Source organism: Arcticibacter sp. (genome assembly GCF_045629565.1).
Classification (GTDB): Bacteria; Bacteroidota; Bacteroidia; order Sphingobacteriales; family Sphingobacteriaceae; genus Arcticibacter.
The window spans coordinates 56,358-76,833 of record NZ_JAZQRL010000007.1 but is presented as its reverse complement, the minus strand read 5'-3'; the positions used below and the strand labels follow the sequence as shown (position 1 = coordinate 76,833).

Genomic DNA, 20,476 nt, shown 5'->3' with positions numbered 1-20,476 from the left:
ACTGCGATGACCTTTCGTCATCTAAGCATCAAATTTATAGGAAATTTCTCATCAATTTGTAAAAGTTTGTCTGAAAATCAACACGCACCCGTGCAAAAGGTTTTTTCAATCAGTTTTTTGAGGTTAATAGTTGGAAAGTTTTAACCAACACTTCCTTCAGAATTTCGACCCTGATAGGTTTAGAAAGGTAATCATCCATTCCCGACTTCAGACATACTTCTTTGTCTTCAGCCATAGCATTGGCGGTCATGGCTACAATCACCGGTTGTCTAATATCAAGGCCCCGTATTGTCCGGGTAGCCTGAAAGCCGTCCATCTCAGGCATCGAAACATCCATAAATACGAGATCATAACTATTTTTATGGACACAGTCTATAGCCTCTGATCCATTATTCGCGAGGTCAGAGGAATATCCCAATTTTGCCAAAAGCAGGATTACCAAACGTTGGTTGACTAAGTTGTCTTCCGCAATAAGGATAGAGAGAGGATACTTCTTAGCCAGGTTATCGCTTAGGGAAGAAGTGTTTTCAAACTTTGCTGACTGTGGGCATTCGTGTTTTTTCAATTGCCTTTCAATTGATTTATACAACTGATATTGCTTCACGGGCTTGACCAACACCTCATCAAAGATCCCGGGATGGTTGATACCCGTTTCATCTCCAATAGAGCTTAACAGCGCAATAGGAAGAGCGTATGACTTTTCACGCAGGATCTGGCCGAACTGCAAGCCGTCCGTCTCCGGCATCTGCATATCAGTAACCACCATATCAACCTTTAAGCCATTCTCCAAAAGCTCGAGGCCTTTAGCTGCAGAGGAAGCTTCAACGGGCTTAAATCCCCTGTACTCAAGTTGCGCCGACAAAATCCTCAGATTTGTCGCATTATCATCCACAATGAGCACCTTTTTGCCACGAAGATCAATATGAAGTTCTTGTTCATGTCCATTTCCGTCACCTTCTGCCCTTGTAGTTGTTATCGAAAATGTAAACGTAGAGCCCCTACCCAGGACACTGCTCACCATGATCTCTCCACCCATCAACTTGGTCAGGCGTTCGCTGATGACCAATCCGAGACCTGTCCCGCCATACCGCCGTGTATTTGAGGGGTCTACCTGAGAAAAGGACCTGAACAGTAGCGGAAGCTTATCCGCCGGAATTCCTATTCCCGTGTCGCGAATGCTGAAAATGAGGCTTAATTTACCATCCTCCCGGATCTCTTTGGTTACTTTCACCAACACCTCCCCTTTCGTTGTAAATTTGAGGGCATTGTTGATGAGGTTAATCAGGATCTGTCGCAGTCTGTAACTGTCTCCGGTGATAAACCGAGGCACTTCCGGATCTATAAAGTACACCAGGTCAAGCCTCTTCTCCGCAGCACTTATAGAGAAAATGTCCATGACGTCCTCAATACAATCATAAACATTATACTTTCGGTTCTCCAATTGGATATTGCCCGATTCTATCTTGGAGTAATCAAGAATATCGTTTATCACTGCTAGTAAGGCATCGGCGCTGCTGGTGATCACTTTCGTATATTCCAGCTGCTCCTGACTGAGATCGGTCGACTTCAATAAAGCAGACATGCCAACTACCGCATTCATAGGCGTTCGTATCTCGTGGCTCATAGTAGCTAAAAAGATACTTTTCGCCTGGTTAGCCTTCTCAGCTTCCTTTCTAGCTAATTCGGCGACTTCAGATGAAACCTGCAATTCCTGGTTCTTTTTTTCCAGCAGCTTTTTATATTCACGGCTTTCCTTTATGTGAATTGCCATCGCTACCTGAGCGCTGTTATATTTCTTCAGATTATACGCCCACAGCCCTCCGATGAAGAAAATAATCAACGTTAGAAGAAGATGAACCAGAATAGTTCCCGATTCAATGATGTCCAACTGAGAAAAATACACTTCTTCAAAGCCGACGCTCTGCAAATAGCCGAGACAAGCGTGGTGAATAACGACAAACAAAAGCATTGGAACCTGAAGTTTCCAGTTTTGGTGAATAATCAATATTGCACTTCCAATGAAAGCAAAAAAGTGCATTTCAAAAAGGCCATGCATCTGATAGATAAATTGAGCCATAAAAATCCCCAGTGTAAGGCTCAGAACATACTGGTACAAAGTAGATTCAGGAACCAGAACCTTAGCGAGATAATAGGCAGCCAAACACAGAGACCCAACACCGACGGCGATAAACCAGGTGTCGTATGCAAACGCAAAAAGCAAACCAGTGATGAAGTAACTTACCAGGAAGTAATTAATTAGCGTATCAGCTCGTTGCTTAACACTCAGTTCATGCTGCAGGATTTGATCGACGCTTTCATCAATACGGTCAGTATACTTCTCCATCATTCAACACAATTTTCTATGGAACATCCATAAGCCTGGATTGCTGTCTTACTAAAAACATACGACGGATGCTTTTCCCTCAGCTGGTTTAGTGCGATGAGGGCAAAGCTGGTTTCTTTGTCAGTGCAGTACCGGCTTCGGTTATAGTTCCCTCTATAGTGCAAGCGAGAATCGCTGTCAAGAATCACTGCCTGTGGAGTCGAATAAACGCCACACTCCTTTGCAAGAGCTGTATCCATGATGACAGGCATATCCAAGTGAAACTGTTTCTTGATCTCTTCAGCCTTGATTTTTTCAGGGCTCAACACCACAACAACGAAGCTTGCTTCAGAAGTCCGATTTGATGCTATAGACTTAAATTCTTTAAGATTAAAGCGTGAGCAGGGGCAATCAGGGTTGAAGAAATGAATAAAAACGGGCTTACCCTTTTCTACCAAGACATGTTTTTCCAGCCTGATCAGAGTACCCCTATCGACTGCCTTGTAACTAGCAGGCAACTCTGTAGGAAGGCTATATATCCAGGCCTGGTACCAGAAGATACCACCAATGGATGACATTATGAATACAAGCAGCACTACCGCTAGTACCATACGTTTTTTAAACTGCATCACAAGTTGAAGAACTAAGTCGTGTCTACGTATCCCGAGAAACTAAGTTACCGGATAACTTGCGAATATAATATAAATAAAAACCGTAAGCCCGACACAATTCGAACTTACGGTACATACTTATGATTTCCAATACAGACCTGAGAACTATACGCCACTAAACGCTGTAAAACCACCGTCAACGGGAAGAATCACTCCGGTAATGAAGCTTGCAGCGTCAGAACACAAAAACTGAACTGCACCGTTGAGTTCCGAAATATCACCAAAGCGCTTCATCGGTGTTCTAGCCAGCACCTTTACACTTCTTTCTGTATAACTTCCATCCGGATTAATCAATACCGCACGGTTTTGGTCACCTATAAAGAAACCCGGAGCCAACGCATTCACCCGTACTTTCTCACCAAACTTGAGGGCCATCTCTGTAGCCAACCATTGTGTAAAGATATTGATCCCTGACTTCGACACCGAATAACCAGGAACGCGAGTAATAGCAGAATACGTAGCCATTGAAGAAATATTGATAATACTTCCGCTTCCTTGTTCGGCCATAACCTCACCAAATGCTAAACATGGGTATACCGTACCGTTCGTATTTAAATTTGTAACCTTTTCCCAGTCCTCTATCTTCATATCGAAAACTGTCTGATCCTCTCTCAGCGTAGCACCCGGAACATTACCGCCGGCGCAGTTTACCAAAATATCAATTCTTCCCCATTGCTTTTTCACGGTTTGAGCAAGTTCCCTTAAGTTTTCCAGATCGAGCACATTGCCTGCCACCCCAATCACATCTTCGTGTATTTCTTTTAACTCCAATACACGAGTATCAAGATTTTCCTGACGAATGTCAGTCGCAACAACTTTAACACCGGCCCTCATCAGACTGGCCGCAATACTTCCACCCAATACACCACCGGCGCCGGTTACAACGGCTACCTTTCCGCTTAGGTCGAATAATGAATTTCCTTCGTTTATCATTAGTATATAATTTATTTTAAAGCACTTTCAATACCTAGCTCCAGCCCAGAGATCTCACAAAACCCTTTCAGTCTTCCTAAAAGCGGATAGCCCGGATTACCCTTCCTGTTAAAGTCGTCCAGAATTTTCAAGCCATGGTCGGGCCTGAAAGGCATCCGTGTATCTTTTCTTCCCACGGCCATTCTCCTATGCTGCTCTTCCAGCAGGGCCTTGAGAATTCCATACATATTAGCGACCCCATCCAGGTGTGCAGACTCATAAAAACTTCTGTCGCCAACCCTCTTAATATTTCTCAGATGCACAAAGTGGACCCTCTCAGCAAAAGTCCGGGCAATCTCTACAAGGTCATTATCCTCCCTCACAGACAAAGAGCCGCTGCAATAGGTTAAGCCGTTATTTAGGGAAGGATGCTCATTGAAGATCCAGGTAAAGTCCTCAGCAGTACTGGCTATTCTGGGCAGTCCAAGCAATGGAAAAGGAGGATCATCCGGATGGATGCAAAGATTAATACCACACTCCTCGGCCACGGGCAAAACGTCCTCTAAAAAACGTGAAAGATGCGTTCGTAAAGTGTCACGGTCAATATGATCATACCTGCTCAGGTAGTCCAGAAAGATCTGCTTATAGTTACTCACATTGCCCACCGTACCGTTTATGAAGCCCTGAGTCACCACTATAATATTGTAAGCGAGCGTATTTTGTTCCTCCTCACTCATACTTTCAAAAATTTCTCTCGCCTTATCCACTACATCTGAAGGGTAGTCTCCTTCAGCATGAGGGCGTTCCAGAATGAATATATCAAAGGCAGCAAAGGTTTCATGATGATACAACATAGACTCCGCCCCATTCTCATTCAGGTAGTGCAGGTCCGTTCTTGCCCAATCCAGCACAGGCATGAAATTATAGCAAACCGTGTCAATGCCACATTCAGCAAGATTACGGAGTGAAATCTTGTAATTTTCGATCAGTTCGATGCGTTGGTCGCTACAAATTTTTATTTCCTCTGAGACTGGCAGGCTCTCTACCACACTCCAGCGCATGCCGTGCCGTTCGATTTCGTTCTTGACAGCCATGATCTCTTCTACGGGCCAAACGGCCCCGCCTTTAATGTGATGCAACGCGGTCACTATACCTTCCACACCGAACTGGCGCAGTTCTGCGAGGGTGATAGCGTCGTTAACTCCAAACCATCTCCAGGTTTTTTCTAAAGCCATATTGGTAATGTTATTTTATGAGGATCAAAACGATGTTTCGTTCAACGTAGGTTTATCCAGTAGTTTACTGACGTAAAAGTATAAATTAAAACGAAATAACAATCGATTGTTATTGTTAAAAAGCAGAATAATTTAAGGTAACTTTGTCGGGTTCATGAAATCCAGAGAGACAACCATTTACGATATCGCTAAGCGGCTTAATATTGCTCCCTCCACGGTGAGCCGCGGCTTGAAGGGACACCGGACGGTGAGTTTGGAAACGCAAAAGAAAATTGCTAAGACGGCCAGTGAAATGGGCTACCAGATGAACGCCTTTGCGGTAGGTCTTAGAACAAGGCGGACCAATACTATCGGAGTCATCATTCCACGTCTGAACAGTAATTTTGTGTCCAATGTACTCGCAGGCATCGAGAAAGTCACCAATCACCATGGCTTTAACCTGATCATCACCCAGTCTTTAGAAAGCAGGGAAAAAGAGATAAGAAACGTCGCGACCATGTTTGCCAACCGGGTAGATGGCTTGCTAATGTCTTTATCAGGCGACACAAAAGATATAAACCATATAGAACCCTTCTTTAAAAAACATATCCCCGTATTATTTTTTGATCGTGTACCTACCAGTTCTACCTCTAGCGTTTGCATTGACAATGAAAATGCCGCTTATACCATAACCAGGCATTTGATCTCAAACGGGGCTAAACGAATTGTGCATATTGGTGGAAGTCATGACATCAACGTCTATTCAGACAGGTTTAGAGGTTTCCTGAGGGCTATCACGGAAAGCGGCCATAGTATAAACGACAACTTGCTAATCCTTTCAGACCTGGACGAGAACACAGGCGAAAAGCATGCCGATAACATCATGAATCTGAAAGCCGATGCCATATTTGCAGCCAACGACATTGCAGCTGTAAGCTGCATGAACGCCCTGAAAAAACGAAACATGAAAGTCCCCGGCGACATGCTGATAGCCGGATTTAACAACGACATCATATCCAGGAACGTTACACCTCAATTAAGTACCATTCATTACCCCGGACTAGAGATGGGAGAACTGGTAGCCCAAAAGATGATCGACCATCTGCTGAACGACATCGCTATTGAAGCGAATACTACTACTATTCTGGAATCAAAACTCATTGTGCGCGAATCTTCCGGCGGTTAATCCTCACTCCTTCCCTATCCCCGCGGCAACCTTTGCAAATTTATTTCTATACTCAATGGGTGTTAACCCAGTCATTTTTTTGAAAATATCCCGAAAGGCCTTTGTATCCGTGTAACCCACATCGTACATTACATCAGCAACATTCTTCCGAGAAACCTCAAAATGCTTTTTGGCAGCCTCCATCCTCACCCGTTGCAAATACTCGATCGGAGTGTTGTTGGTCGCCTCTTTAAACCTCCGCTCAAACGTTCTACGCCCAACGTGGAGAAGATTTGCCAGATCTTCTACCGTAATTCGTTCCTCATATTTTTTTTCTATGTAATCCTGTACCTTCTGAATAGCGGGATCCCCGTGGTTTTTCTGTCCTCTGAAAATAGCAAAATGCGACTGGCTCTCCCGCCCAATGTCAATAGCAAAATACTTGGAAATCATCACTGCTGTTTCACGGTCGGCATATTTTTCCACCAGATACAATAACAAATTCCACAAACTGTTCGCCCCCCCGCTAGTGTAAATACCATCATGCTCTGTTATAACAGCACCATCTTCAATGTCTACCTGAGGATACCTTTTCTTAAAGCTATTTATATGTGCCCAATGGGTAGAACACTTTCTGCCACTCAACAGGCCGGTCTCTGCTAGAAGAAAGGCACCGGCACACAGGCTAGCCAGGCTGCTGCCTTGCTGGCGAAGCTTGCTAAAATAAGGAATAGCTTCAGCGTTCGCTTCTATCCCCCTTTCTGTATTACCAAAAGTAGGCGGTATAATAAGCAGGTCCGTCTCCGCGACGTCTTTAAGCAAGCGGTTCGTTCTGACCATGTATTCGCCACCACTAGCGGACACATACTCGGCCATGCCCACGTATTCTACTTCGAAAGTGGGTCTTTTACCAGATGCCTCTAAAAACTCGTTGGCTGTATGAAAGGTTCTGAATGCCGGCGTAATAGCTTCTATTACGCCATGCACAGGGACAAAAACTGAAACCCGCATATTTATCTTACTTAACACACCAAGTTACAAAATAGTATTGTCGTAATCCCCCCTCAAACTTGTCGTTTTCGCAACATACGAAAGAATCAGTATCAGTAGCATCTTTGTTAGGTAAACACTAAATAAAATGAATACCAACACAGTCTCATTACACAGAGTAATTAAGGCGAGCCCAGCAAAGCTGTTTCGCGCCTTTGCCGATCCTATTGCCAACTCATTTTGGTTTCCCCCCTATGGCTACTTGTGCCAGGTTCATCAGATGGATTTTAAACCAGGTGGCAAGTTTAAGATGAGCTTTATCAATTTCAGCACAGGGAACGCACATTCATTCGGCGGCGAGTATCTGCAAATACGTCCTGATGAATTCATCAAGTATAGCGACAGGTTCGACGATCCCAACCTGCCAGGAGAAATCACCACATCCATCTGGTTAAATAGCGTTTCCGCCGGTACAGAGCTTAAGATTGTTCAGGAAGGCATTCCGGAGGTCATACCAGCAGACTTGTGCTATCTCGGCTGGCAGGAGTCTTTGGAGAAATTGAAAAAGCTCGTAGAACCCGAAATTCCTGACGCATAATATTGCACGGTATGCTAAAAGAAAGAGATAATTTAACGAGCGGAGTCTTTATAACCTTCTCTGGGAACTGTAAAAAGGCCCTGGACTTTTACCAGGCCTGCTTGGGCGGCATACTTCATTTAGATACTTTTGAAGATAAGCTGTATCGCGACTCTAAGAAACCCGTTATTATTGGCTCACTGATTTCTGACAGGATCATAATTCATGGCTCCGACCTGGTACCTGACAGCGGAAGGAGAATAGGTAACCATCTTTCCATTTTTCTTCCCTGCAAAGATGAGGAAGATCGCCAGGAGCTTTTTAAAAGGCTGGTATCGCCAAAAAAAGCAGAGCTTAGCGCAAATCACAAAGAACAGAAACTCATTGAAGTGACTGACCCTTTTGATGTAAGCTGGGTCTTGAGCATTTAACATCAGCATTAGTTTTAACACAAAAATTTGATCATGACACAAGCAACGAAGATATCAATAGAAGCAGTAGTGAATGCCCCCGCAGAAACAGTATGGAAGGCATGGAATACTCCCCAACACATCATGCAGTGGAACGCTGCGGACCCTGGCTGGCACTGCCCGGCTAGCGAAAACGACCTAAGAGTACAAGGCGAATTCAAACACCGGATGCAAGCAAGAGATGGCAGCTACGGCTTTGACTTTGAAGGTAGGTATGACAAAGTTGAACCGCACCGGGAGATCTCCTACACCATGCCCGATGGCAGAACCGTCACAACCTGGTTTTCAGAAGTTGAAGGCAAGACAACTGTTAAATCTACGTTCGACGCTGAGACAGAAAACAGCAATGAACTGCAAAGACAAGGCTGGCAGGCTATTTTAAACAACTTCGTCAACTATGTAAATTCAAATAAGTCAACCATCTAAACTTCAAAAAATGAAAAAGAATAAGGTCATCTTTTGGGTAGCAACCATTATCCTCGTGCTTTGGGAAGGAGTAATGCCCCTTGGAACCGTCCTCTTCGCTCCTGAGTATGTCAACGCAGGCACCAAGCCCCTGGGCTACCCTGATTATTTCGCTTACGCACTCATCATCTGCAAAGTGCTGGGTGTGATCGTAATCGCGTATCCGAAAACCCCCTACAGGCTAAAAGAATGGGCGTATGCAGGATTGTCATTTAACCTGATCTTTGCTTTTATCAGTCATGCAGCAGTCGATAGGAATATCGGGTATATGGTGATGCCGCTAGTCTTTCTTGCCATCCTGGCAGTGTCTTATGTTTACAAAAAAAGGGTATATTCTTATCCGTTGACTAAGGCACGTAATTAAATCTTTTTACATCCAGCTTCGCTACCGGAATTAAACTTTTATAACAGGTTAACGCTTTTTCTGTAGCTGGCCCCTCCAGATCCTATAAGACCATTCGGCGTGGAATTGACCACTTGGGCTCACTTCCGGTGCTTCTTTGCTAATTGTATAGTATATTACTGGCTCTTCCCAATTGTCGATTCCACCAAATTGGTTTCTTTCCAACCCTGCATTATGGTTCCTTTTGTAACCTGTCATATAAGGCACTATCCTTAACATAGATTCCCATTTCCCCGATCGGCTTCTAAAATCAGACAAGGACATGAAATCTACTTCCAGACTGGTGTTTAAGAATGCGGGATATACTGCAGGATGAGGTTGTACAGGCCTGACCATAATAATCTTGTCGTTCTCTATATCAACAGCAAAATCCGAATTGCAGGTATAGTCATTGCTTTTATATCCGATATCAAACAGCCCTTCATCCGGCATCTTTACTGAGCTCATAGGTTTGTAATCGTCCATATTACTCAGATCCAGTTCCAACCATTCGATCCGCGTTCCGCTCCTGTCTCCTACTGTAAATGTCAGGAGCACCTTACCCCGCTGATCCAATGAAAACGCTGATGGTTGCCCCACTCCCCAGGACTTGGAACCATTTGGCAATACCTCATCACCTTCATTATTCCATGTCTTCGTTATCAATTTACCCGGATACTTCGTCCATTGACTTGCCTCCAGATCATTACTGAACGCCAGACCTATTTCATTGTAATATACGCCATACTGATTGACCAGATAAAACATAGCGTACTTATAGCTGTTGCCATTCATTTGGAACCTCCCTCCTAAAACCGAAGGGTCGCAAATATGGTGGTCATCCCACGATCCAGCCATACCTGGTTGTACGACACTTTTCGGAGGTGTTTGGCTACCGTCAGGATTAATCCTGACATGATAGATGTTGTCTACCATAATCAATTGTTCAGGGTTTCCGCAGAAATACATATGTACGGTACCGTCAGGCTCCTTCACTAAGCTCGGACAGTAAGAATAGCGGCTTTGATTATGAAAACCGAAAACCTCTTTCTTGTTTACCAATTCATATTTCTCCACCGAAACAGCAGGAACTGTTGGCTGGTCTTTCGGGTCACCCTTACTACAGGCATTGACACAGCTCAGTGATACGAACGCAATCGCCAGGATAATTTTTCTTGATTCTAACATAGAACGCATATATGATCAGGGCTTAAAAGATTTGAAGAGCTCGGGAATTACAGCATTCATGGCCGCTTCATTTTCCTCCATATCAGGACGAAAATAGATGCTGGTAGCAGACTTTTTAGTTGTATATTCAAACTGAAACCTCCCGTCTTCCCTGGTTTCCGTCAAAACACACGGCCTTAAACCATTCTCAATAAGTGCATCGGGAGCATCAACTTTGCCGGTTCGGATCAGCCTGTACTTTCCTTTCTCTGATTTGACTATCTTTCGACCAGTAGCATTTAACCAGATAGCCGATTCCCAAACATGAAACTTGTCAAACTGAGGCTTTTTTCCCTCAGTATAGGAGGCACCGGTATCCATAGATCTAAGGAAATCGTGGGATAGCCGCGCCCCAAACGCAAAATCAATATACTGCTGTAACATCGGATGCATCTCCTTTAAGAAAGACATATCGTGTAGTGTATAGTAGCTGCTATTAACATCCTTGACAAAACCACCGTCCTTCCCGGCACAGGGATAAAGAGCTAAAGGAAGCCCCGACTTCAAAAGCCGGGTAAATGCATATACATCCAGTGCAACGTTCCATTCTCCTCCCGGAATCATATTCGCTCCCTTATCCTGACCTAATACATAATTTCTGCTCGCCGTACCACCACTTAAATGGATCCGACTGATCTTCTTTTTTAACAGTTCAGGTTCTCTATTGAAGGCAACCGACAAAACTCTGGCACTTCCAAACGACAAGATTTCTACTGGCACAGGGCTTTCCCTTAGCGTTTTCAATAAAAGCGCTACACCCTCCTGTTCAAACGCGGGGGAATACCTCATATCATCCTGCTCAGACTTCATCATCGTCATCGGGCCAACGGCGAATGGAATATTTTTGTTAAAAATATAATTGAGCTGAAGTATCGGGATAACACCTGCTTCCCTTGGCCCCCTCGGGTCTTTCCATAACGTCGGATGATCAGCGGTATCCTTTCTAAAGGAATCCGTAATATCCAGGACTATACCAAGTAAATCGACATCAGGCAGCGCATATCCCATGATCAGATCGAGATTATCGCCCGGATCCTGATAAGGATGATAGCAATCCGTAATCACAACAACCGGCAGCTTTTGTCCCGAAGCACTGGTACACAGCCCCAAAAGCACTACTGCAAACACATAGTATTTCACAAATTTCATTTCTTAAAAAATTTTGTCAGATCAAATCTTGCGGAATATATATCGTAAGACCATAACCAGTTCGTTCCGGTCATAGCAGGAGTGAAATACATGATCAACTCATCATCGTTTATCATGTATCCTTTCTGATCCGTTAAAATACCTGGATTATGGTTTCGCGGAAAACCGGATACCGCCGGAGTAACAGCTCCTATCTTCTTCCATTTGCCGCTACTCCTGCTTAAATCCTGTTCAATCGGCACAAAGCTTAACTCTGACACATTTCCAACCCACGTCGGAATTTTCGAATCCATCTCCACACGTCTTTCCGAAACCATGTAGATGTTCTTTTTTGAGAAAGCCGGATAATTGTTACTGCCCATGTCAGGTATCTTCTTTTCCTCCCCCGGCCGGATGTTATTCAAATTATTTATGACCATATCCCGGTACGTAAAACCGCCGTTAGAGTTCGAATAGAACATACGAAGTGTTGAATCATTCATTACGACGGAAGTACTTTGACCTACTCCCCACTTGGTCAGGCTTTCGGACCCTATGATGGGATTTTTGTCAAACTTGATATAAGGCCCCTCAATGTTCTTGGAGATGGCTAACCCAATTTGATTGTGATGATTGTCCCATTGATCCGTTCCCAGATAAGTCATGATATATTCATAAACTTCTCCGTTATAAGTCGTCCTAAATTTTCTGACATCCGGATCGCAAACATGGTTAATATCCCATCCACTGTCAGAGGGGTCCAATAACCGGGTACCCGGCTGCCACTTGTACCCGTTCTTTGTAGGTATCCCTTTATAGAGGTATATATAGTCAACGATCTTAAATGGCTCCAGATTCTGACAGACAAATGCATATCGGATACCGTACTCGTCCTGTATAACACTTGGAGCGTAGTTATAAAATCCGGCACCTCCGCTAAATTCATAATTCACTTCAGGCACGACCTCGTCCCGGCCCTTCACAAATGAATACAGGACAAGCATCAAGCTTAATACGATACACAGAGAAAAACAGGTTTTGAACCAACCGGAAAAGAGTCTAAACATAATCTAATAATTAGGGTTCTGATCCAGATTAGGATTGTTATCTACTTCACTTTGAGGGATGGGCATTCTCAGCGATTTCCCGATGATGAAATTGTTAAAATCGGTATCTCTTTCCTTGATTTCATCAATTGCCGATTGCTGATCCAGTCCCCATCTCTTTAGGTCGATCCAACGAACACACTCGAGACTGAGCTCTAGCCCTCTTTCAATCTTCAGCTGATTCCGGAAAGCATCCTTATTAGCAACTATCTGAGCACCATTATAATAAACACTATTTTGTATCTGCGGCAGATTAACACGCTGACGGACACGATTCATGCATTCCACGGCCTTTGGAGTGGGTCCACTTAATTCATTAAGCGCTTCCGCATACAACAACAGCATATCAGAATAGCGCAATGACCGGAAATTGTTATCATTCCAATAGAACAAGGGATTTGCGGGAGTGCTGTACTTTTTAATAAAAACTCTGTTTCCCCAATCCGCACGCCAGGTGTTACCGTAAACCAGTGTATCAGCACGGTCAGGAAAATCTTTCCCTGCATTGTTGTACCATACACTGTAGAAAAGACGGATATCATTTTTATTATCTACCGTTTTTTCGCGCTTATAGTAATCAACCAACCATCTGCGTGCCTCCACATTATTCCAACCAAGTCCCGGAGGCGCCTGATTCATTTCAATCTGGCTACCAAGCTGTGCATTTGGATCGAGATGATTGTCTGTCTGATCAAATCCAACATTGTTGATAAGAGAGAATTGAATCTCGTACAGGGATTCTTTATTGTTCTCAGTAGTGTTTCTGAAATTACTTCCATAGTCAGTAATCAGATCGTAATAATTTTTACCCTCACCATCTACAAGCCACTCCAAACAGGTAACAGCGTCCTGCCATTTATGCTCTTGCATATAAACTTTAGCCAGCAACCCATAGGCAGCTCCTTTGGTCGGACGACCATGTTCTGATGCAGGCCGTGTAGCGGGTAATTTTGATATGGCATCTTTCAAATCCACCTCCAGCTGAGCAAATACCTCCTCCGGACTTTTCTGTTCAGGAGTGTCAGATGCTGATGAAGACTTCAATACAAAAGGAATATTATCCCAAAGTGACGTCAAATAAAAGTAGTAGAAGGAACGTAAGAACTTTACTTGTCCTATCAGATCCTGTTTATGCTGTTCATCCTGAAAGGGAATATTTTCAATATTATCCAGAACCTGATTTGCACGAAAGATGGCAACATAATGTTCCCGCCAGATCTTCACATTTACTTCACCAAAATCGTAATTCGTATATAAAAATTTGGTGTACTCATTTAGCTCCGTCCAGCCTGCCATACTAACTCCGTCATCGGCCATGCCCTGCATCTGCGTATATATGTTCCGCGTCCAGGTACCTTGTCGGTAAAACATGTTATAGACTGCTACTACGCCGCCTTCCGCATCGGCTTCTGTCTTCCAAAAGTTTCCCGTAGATATGGTGTTTTCGTTAATGATATCCAGTTTTGACTTATCACAAGAGATAACGACAAGTGATAATATGCATGTCAAACACACTACAAATCTTTTCATAGCTAATTAGTTTAAAAAGTAACTGATAATGAAAATAACACAGAACGAGGATTCGGAAATGAGGTATTGTCGGCTCCCAGAGTAAAAATTCCCGAATCCCTGAACTCAGGATCAAGTCCGGAATAATTCGTGAAAGTGACGAAGTTCTGCAAAGTAACGCCCGCGCGAATCCGCTCAAGCCTTATACTATTCGAGACTTTCGACGGAATTGTATAACCTAATGCTATCTGACTCAAACGGAAGAAAGAACCTTTTTCCAACCATCTGCTTTGATCCCCGCGACTGTTGCGTGTATCACCGAAAACAATCCTGGGGCGGTCGTTCACCTGATTTTCGACCGTCCAGGGCTGGATGCCATTGAAATTATTTTGATTATTCGCAAAGTCTGCAGCGGCTGCCGCTGCTCCATTCCACACGTCCTGTCCAAAACGTCCATAGCCGTTAACACCAATATCAAAGCCTTTATATGCCGCGCCAAGCGACAGCCCCATCTCAAACTTCGGCCATGGACTGCCTACCTGTTGTCTGTCTTCTGAAGAAATAATGCCGTCATCATTGTAATCGTCATATATGATATCTCCGGGTAAAGCATTTGGCTGTATGACCTTCCCTTCCGAATTCACGTGGTTGGCCACATCTTGAGTAGATTGGAAAATGCCCAGCATGCGGTGTAAATAAAAGGCACCTAAAGGTTGACCGATTTGGGTTTTCGACAAGAACTCGAAGTATTCGACTCGTCCGTAACCTAAATCGAGCACTTTATTTCTTAATCGCGAGAAATTGAGGGAAGCGGAATAAGAAAAGTCCTTGCCTGCTCTGTCCTTCCATCCGGCTTCTACCTCAAAACCTTTATTAGACAAGCTGCCCGCATTCACCGCTGGGTTTCCACCCTCATTACCTGAGGACATCAGTATAGGAAGATACACCAGTAGGTCTTTGCTTTTCGAGTTGAAGTACTCTGCTGTGATGGTCAGTTTGTGACGGAGTAAAGTGGCATCAAATCCGATATTGGTAGTGGTTTTTCTTTCCCAAACCAAATCCGTATTCGAGAGACGGGATTGGGTCATTCCCATAACCAGGAGTTCCGGAGAGCCAAACACTGCACGAGGAGCGGTATTGATTACAGACTGATAGTCCCAATATCCTATGCTGCTATTCCCCAGAGTACCATGACTTCCCCTGATTTTCAAATCATCGATGAAGGGAATATCAAAAAACGATTCATTACTGATTCTCCAGCCCAGCGAAAAAGAAGCAAAGTTACCCCACCTGGTATTTTCCGGCAGACGGGAAGTGCCGTCCCTTCTCAAGGTGGCCTGCACTAAGTATCTATCATCATAAGCATAATTTACCCGCCCCAGGAATGACATAATTCTAGCCTTCTGATAATTACCACCTGCGGTGGTTATACCGGTAGCAGCATCAAGAGAGGTAATATACTTATCACCAACCACCAGTGGATCCAGCTTAGTGATCCAGTTCGACTCCCCTAAGAAAGTATTATATGTCGCTCCGGCAAGCGCATCAATATTATGCTTACCGATTAGCTTCTTATAGTTGAACGTTTGTTCCAGGAGAACGTCGTCGCTCCGATAGTTATCAAATCCCAGGCTGGGAGCATCGCTACCCTGCCCCATCGTCCAGTTACCAAATTTCCGCAACGTGTTGGTTATGCCCGAATAATGTGTATAAGCGACATTTAGCTTCGCATGAAGTGCATCGAATAATGTCACCTGACCAAATACATTAGCTTTGAGGATATCCTCCGGCCTTTCCTGAATCCGTAGATCCTGCATCGCCACCAAATTCCGGCCAAAGTTATTAGCCCTGTCGGGATCTCCATAACCGTAACCACCTGGGTTAGACTCATCCCGTACAGGAATAGTAGGTGAAATGGCAATAAAATCAGCCCATGGGTTTCCATTTAAGATTTGGACTGAGGTCTTTGTATATACAATATTTTCCCCGAAAGAGAAGATTCCCTTTTGACCGCTGGTATTTACACGAAACCCATACCTGTCGTAACCCGATCCATAGAGAGCTCCGTCATCAATCATCCGGTTGAATGCGACAAAATATTTGCCCGGCTTTGAGCCTCCGGACAACGAAAGATTGTAATTCTGTAAAGCTCCTGTGCTTAACATTTCATCTTGCCAATCGGTATTTCCTTCAAAATGATTTTGCCTTTTCACCACTCCGACCCCTGATTTTATAGCTTCATCATACGCTAAATCATCAAATTTTTTCCAGGTCTCAGCGTCCATCAGATCGTAGCGCGGCAAAGTTGTCGTGGTTAAATTGCCATCAAACTGAACCTTCATAGGCCCCTCTTTCCCCCCTCGGGTGGTGATAATTACTACACCATTTGCCGCCCTGGAACCGTAAATTGCCGCGGATGCCGCATCTTTTAAAATTTGTATGGATTCTACATCAGCAGGATTTAAATGCGCTTCCCCACCAATCATCCCATCAATAACAAATAAGGGTGCGTTGTTCGTAAGGCTCCCCAAACCACGGATAATGATAGAAGCTTGTTGCCCCGGTAGGCCGCTCGACGTAACTTTCACTCCCGAGGCAAGTCCCTGCATGGCCCCGACGATATCCTGAGAGTTTCGGTCACGAAGCTGCTCCGTATTGATAACAGACACCGCACCAGTTAAATCCTTCTTCCTGACAGTACCGTATCCGATCACCACCAACTCCTCTAATGCCTGATTATCCAGTTTCAGTACGATCTCCAGATTACGCTGGCTTCCAACCGTTACCTGCTGACTAACGTATCCGATATAGGTAACTTGTAACACAGCACCTGGTGACACTCTCAGAGTGAATTTCCCGTCAACGCCTGTTGATGCGCCACGGTTCGTACCTCTATCAGTGATATTCGCCCCAACAATGGCCTCACCCGCTTCATCTACCACTCTACCCTCCACGTCCTGCTGTGCGAAGGCTGCAATAAAACTTAGAAGAACACATAGCAAAGACATCATCGCCCTGAGCCAGAATCTTCGCTTTAAGAAAAATAAAATCTTTTTCATCTCTATTTTATTTAATGTTGATCATCATGTCATTAATTGATTTTTTGAATAAAATGGCACAGACAGCAATGGCAAGCATATGGAAACAAAGCAGCCGGCTTGCTATTTCTTATATTTTAATGGCGGTCTGGATATAATTTCTATAAAGTGCCGTTTCACGTTTTCCGCCTGTATGCTATCCAGCTCCAAATAGCGATGATGTTGGCTACTATCCGGCTGGAACGCGGTATAACCTTTATCATCTACAGAAACTTTTCCGGAAGAACTTTCCGTGAAATAGCCCGAAGATTTTTCCATAACATAAAGCAAAGCGATCAAATCCCAGGTGGGACGGTCATAAGGCATATCCAGATAATGCTTGTAAGCTTCTACTACGGGGTGATGTTGGGTCCATTTAAAATCTTCCACAATGCTCGTTGCCGGATACTTCACGGCAATACCGGCTTCAAATGGAGTAAAGACAATAGGTGTCGGCCACTCGTCGGCTATTTTTTGCGCCGCAGGTATATCTTTCACGACATTATATTCGGCTATTTTATTGTCTCCAAAACTGCCCGCCATCATGGAGAGAAGTTTTACTTTCTTTTGTACCAATTCCTTCCCGGTAAGTGGCGAAAAACTGTCAGGCAAGGACGTTAAGAGTCGTATAATATTGGTGGAAAAACCCACAGAAACTATCGTTACAGAACTATCAGGCTGACTTGAAAGGATCTTTCTGTAAAATTTAACGGCCTCAGGAACGGACTCATAATCAAATGCCGGTCTTTTAAATAAATCTTTGCCATGCTCATCCTTCTGCAAGCTCACAAATTCTGCGTATTTCCTCGCATCATTCTCACTGTCGATCCCGTTTATAACCTTTCCTATCGGGATGTCAGGATATCCGTACCAATGGTTCATCAAGTGAATATATTCAGTCGAATAAGTGCTATTTTTGTTTGACATGATGGCCAAAACATCTACCTTATTTGAATCCAGATACTTGTAGATCATATCCAGCGCCATGGCATCATCAACGTCGTTCCCCATGTCCGTCTCAAATATAAGCTTCACTGGATCGGCGCCTTTACCATCAGGAGAGCATGCCCCCAGACCAACAACCATGCATAATAATACCAGGTTAAATAAATACTTTAAATTCATATCGATTAATTTGAATCATGAATGGTTAATTACCTGCCGCTATTACGAGTCCCAAGCCAACTACAAAGAGGACGAACATCGATGCAATAAGCACGTTGACAGGCCCTGAACTTCCTTTGAATTCTTTCCAGATCAATACCCCCCATAAGGCCGCTATCAAAGTGGCTCCTTGTCCAAGTCCGTAAGAAATAGCCGGCCCGGCTTTTCCTGCAGCTATAAGATTGAACAGATTACCGACGCCCCAGATTCCACCCCCTAAGATTCCTACTAGATGGATACCCGATTTCCCCTTGAAATACTCTGAATAATGAATAGGGGCTCCTTCAAGTGGTCTGCGCATCAGTATACTGTTGAACAAAAGATTGCTGATCAGAATACCGGTTGCAAACACAACTGAGGCCGTATAGGGCGTCATCTTACCAGCCATGGGAGTAACAAAATTCTCCAGATCCATACCAGCAGCGATAAATGGATAGAATGTCGACATGAGTATTCCTGCAAGAATTGATACCAAAATCCATTTGCCGACGCTCTTATTTGAGCTGCTTCTGGAGTGTCTATGATAAGCTATGGCATTCAAAATAATGGCTAGCGTGATTAAGGCGACACCTGAGAACAGCAACATCGGGTCACCTTTGGCATGCAATAAATAATTAATCAGTACACCGATAACGAGAGCCAATCCAATGCCGATCGGGAAAGCGACCGCCATACCTGCTCCCGCTATCGCCGCGGTTAACAAGATATTGGCGAGGTTGAAGACAATACCTCCAAACAAAGCGCTCCATATATTGCTAGTATCAGCCTGGGCAATATCCGTTAAAAAAGGCCTTCCATTTTCACCGAAACTCCCGAGAGTAAAGGCTCCAAACAGAGAGATGAAAAAGATGCCTAATACATAATCCCAATAAAACAATTCGAATCTCCATTCTTTGCGCACGAGCTTCTGGGTATTAGCCCAGGATCCCCAGCAAAGCATCGTTACTACACAGAATACGACTGCTAAAAGGTAATTTTCTACAATGAACATAAGCTATAGCTTTAGGAATAAATTGGTCTTATCTAATCGAGGATATTCAGGAGAACTTCATTTCGAGACGGAATAGAAGATTGCGCACCCAGCTTCGTTACAGAAATGGCAGATGCCTGACAAGCAAACTTTACTGCTTCTATTAAGCTCTTCCCTTCTGCCAGGGCCACCGCAAGCGCTCCGTTAAAAACATCCCCGGCGGCAGTCGTATCAATCACTTTGACCTCAGGAGCCGGAATATGATAAAACTCACCAGCCTCCAACAGTACCGCTCCCATTTTTCCGAGGGTAATAATCACATTCGCTACGCCTTGCCGGTTTATCTCTTCCGCAGCAATCTTTGCATCAGCTATCGAATCGATCTTCAGATTGGTCAGCATTTCCGCTTCCGTCACATTAGGAGTAAGAATATCGATCATACCGAACATGGATGAAATTCTGGGATTTACAGGCGCAGGGTTTACAATCACCCGCATGGAATTTTCCTTTGCTTTTTTCGCAGCCAGCTCAACCGTCTCCATTGGTGTTTCCAACTGCATCAGCAAAATTTTGCTATCCTTATAATTGTCTAGTTGCGAACTGACATCCGCAGGAGTTAAATTGGAGTTTGCACCGGAGGCAACTACTATACTGTTTTCTCCTGATGCATCCACGGTAATTAAAGCTATTCCTGAGGGATTGTCATCATCCTCAATCAGACCTGAAGTATCAATACCTTCATCATCAAAAAGCTGAGCCGCTTGTTTACCGAATACGTCGCTGCCTATCTTACCAACGAATACAACATCTCCTCCTAATCTTGAAACGGCAACTGCCTGATTTGCACCTTTTCCTCCCGGATTCATGAAGAAGTTGCCACCGAGGACCGTCTCGCCCGGCCTTGGAATATGGTCTGTCCTGACGACCATGTCCATGTTCATACTGCCCACAACAATAATTCTGTTACTCATACGGTTTATAATTAATTGGTTAGTACTCAAATATAATTGAGAATAAAACCGTTAATAAGCCACTTATCAGACAAAAAAATAATTACAATAGACTATTATCTCACGTTATTTTTCTATATTCCACTTTCCATCAACCAATTAGCCAATTATATTCC

The 20,476-nt window shown here is 44.0% G+C and carries 18 protein-coding genes; 5 read left to right on the top strand and 13 right to left on the bottom strand.

Going from position 1 to position 20,476, the window contains the following annotated elements; genetic code table 11:
* Positions 1–109: 109 nt before the first annotated feature.
* From ACKI5J_RS00965 to uxuA, 4 genes are all read right to left on the bottom strand, one after another.
* Positions 110–2,347 (bottom strand): response regulator, encoded by a 2,238-nt coding sequence (locus ACKI5J_RS00965; RefSeq protein WP_407425581.1) that lies wholly within the window; start codon positions 2,345–2,347, stop codon positions 110–112.
* Positions 2,344–2,934 (bottom strand): TlpA family protein disulfide reductase, encoded by a 591-nt coding sequence (locus ACKI5J_RS00960; RefSeq protein ID WP_407425579.1) that lies wholly within the window; start codon positions 2,932–2,934, stop codon positions 2,344–2,346. The genes ACKI5J_RS00965 and ACKI5J_RS00960 overlap by 4 nt, the downstream gene beginning before the upstream one ends.
* Positions 2,935–3,099: 165 nt before the next feature.
* Positions 3,100–3,927, bottom strand: coding sequence for an SDR family oxidoreductase (locus tag ACKI5J_RS00955; RefSeq protein ID WP_407425577.1), 828 nt, complete (start codon positions 3,925–3,927; stop codon positions 3,100–3,102).
* 11 nt (positions 3,928–3,938) lie between these two features.
* Entirely contained in the window at positions 3,939–5,141 is a 1,203-nt protein-coding gene (uxuA, locus tag ACKI5J_RS00950) for a mannonate dehydratase (protein ID WP_407425575.1), read from the bottom strand.
* Positions 5,142–5,295: 154 nt separating this feature from the next.
* On the opposite strand from uxuA, the gene ACKI5J_RS00945 reads away from it, so the two are divergent.
* A complete protein-coding gene (locus ACKI5J_RS00945; RefSeq protein ID WP_407425573.1) occupies positions 5,296–6,306 on the top strand; it encodes a LacI family DNA-binding transcriptional regulator in 1,011 nt (336 codons plus the stop codon).
* Positions 6,307–6,309: 3 nt separating this feature from the next.
* Here ACKI5J_RS00945 and ACKI5J_RS00940 read toward each other — a convergent pair whose 3' ends face one another.
* Positions 6,310–7,296, bottom strand: a complete 987-nt coding sequence (locus ACKI5J_RS00940; protein ID WP_407425571.1) for a GlxA family transcriptional regulator — start codon at positions 7,294–7,296, stop codon at positions 6,310–6,312.
* Between the two features lie 127 nt (positions 7,297–7,423).
* Here ACKI5J_RS00940 and ACKI5J_RS00935 point away from each other — a divergent pair, with 127 nt between their 5' ends.
* The 4 genes from ACKI5J_RS00935 to ACKI5J_RS00920 are packed head-to-tail and all read left to right on the top strand — an operon-like array spanning position 7,424 to position 9,151.
* Positions 7,424–7,873 carry an SRPBCC family protein gene (locus ACKI5J_RS00935; RefSeq protein WP_407425569.1) on the top strand — a complete coding sequence of 150 codons (450 nt, stop codon included), beginning with the start codon at positions 7,424–7,426 and terminating at the stop codon, positions 7,871–7,873.
* 11 nt (positions 7,874–7,884) lie between these two features.
* Positions 7,885–8,283 carry a glyoxalase gene (locus ACKI5J_RS00930; protein WP_407425567.1) on the top strand — a complete coding sequence of 133 codons (399 nt, stop codon included), beginning with the start codon at positions 7,885–7,887 and terminating at the stop codon, positions 8,281–8,283.
* 33 nt (positions 8,284–8,316) lie between these two features.
* On the top strand, positions 8,317–8,748 hold the full coding sequence (locus tag ACKI5J_RS00925) for an SRPBCC family protein (protein WP_407425565.1): 432 nt from the start codon (positions 8,317–8,319) through the stop codon (positions 8,746–8,748).
* A 10-nt stretch (positions 8,749–8,758) separates the two neighbouring features.
* Entirely contained in the window at positions 8,759–9,151 is a 393-nt protein-coding gene (locus ACKI5J_RS00920) for a DoxX family protein (RefSeq protein ID WP_407425563.1), read from the top strand.
* 48 nt (positions 9,152–9,199) lie between these two features.
* Here ACKI5J_RS00920 and ACKI5J_RS00915 read toward each other — a convergent pair whose 3' ends face one another.
* The 8 genes from ACKI5J_RS00915 to rbsK form a co-directional block, all read right to left on the bottom strand.
* Positions 9,200–10,357, bottom strand: a complete 1,158-nt coding sequence (locus ACKI5J_RS00915) for a hypothetical protein (RefSeq protein WP_407425561.1) — start codon at positions 10,355–10,357, stop codon at positions 9,200–9,202.
* Between the two features lie 15 nt (positions 10,358–10,372).
* Positions 10,373–11,545, bottom strand: a complete 1,173-nt coding sequence (locus ACKI5J_RS00910) for a hypothetical protein (protein WP_407425560.1) — start codon at positions 11,543–11,545, stop codon at positions 10,373–10,375.
* Complete coding sequence (locus ACKI5J_RS00905) at positions 11,542–12,591, bottom strand: hypothetical protein (protein ID WP_407425558.1); 1,050 nt, start codon at positions 12,589–12,591, stop codon at positions 11,542–11,544. The genes ACKI5J_RS00910 and ACKI5J_RS00905 overlap by 4 nt, the downstream gene beginning before the upstream one ends.
* A gap of 3 nt (positions 12,592–12,594) precedes the next feature.
* The gene (locus tag ACKI5J_RS00900; RefSeq protein ID WP_407425556.1) at positions 12,595–14,160 is read right to left on the bottom strand and encodes a RagB/SusD family nutrient uptake outer membrane protein; all 1,566 of its coding nucleotides are present in this window, start codon (positions 14,158–14,160) and stop codon (positions 12,595–12,597) included.
* 11 nt (positions 14,161–14,171) lie between these two features.
* The gene (locus ACKI5J_RS00895) at positions 14,172–17,198 is read right to left on the bottom strand and encodes a SusC/RagA family TonB-linked outer membrane protein (RefSeq protein ID WP_407425554.1); all 3,027 of its coding nucleotides are present in this window, start codon (positions 17,196–17,198) and stop codon (positions 14,172–14,174) included.
* Positions 17,199–17,300: 102 nt separating this feature from the next.
* On the bottom strand, positions 17,301–18,341 hold the full coding sequence (locus tag ACKI5J_RS00890; protein ID WP_407425552.1) for a nucleoside hydrolase: 1,041 nt from the start codon (positions 18,339–18,341) through the stop codon (positions 17,301–17,303).
* Positions 18,342–18,366: 25 nt separating this feature from the next.
* The gene (locus ACKI5J_RS00885; RefSeq protein WP_407425550.1) at positions 18,367–19,371 is read right to left on the bottom strand and encodes a GRP family sugar transporter; all 1,005 of its coding nucleotides are present in this window, start codon (positions 19,369–19,371) and stop codon (positions 18,367–18,369) included.
* 32 nt (positions 19,372–19,403) lie between these two features.
* Positions 19,404–20,321, bottom strand: coding sequence for a ribokinase (gene rbsK / locus ACKI5J_RS00880; RefSeq protein WP_407425548.1), 918 nt, complete (start codon positions 20,319–20,321; stop codon positions 19,404–19,406).
* Positions 20,322–20,476 lie beyond the last annotated feature (155 nt).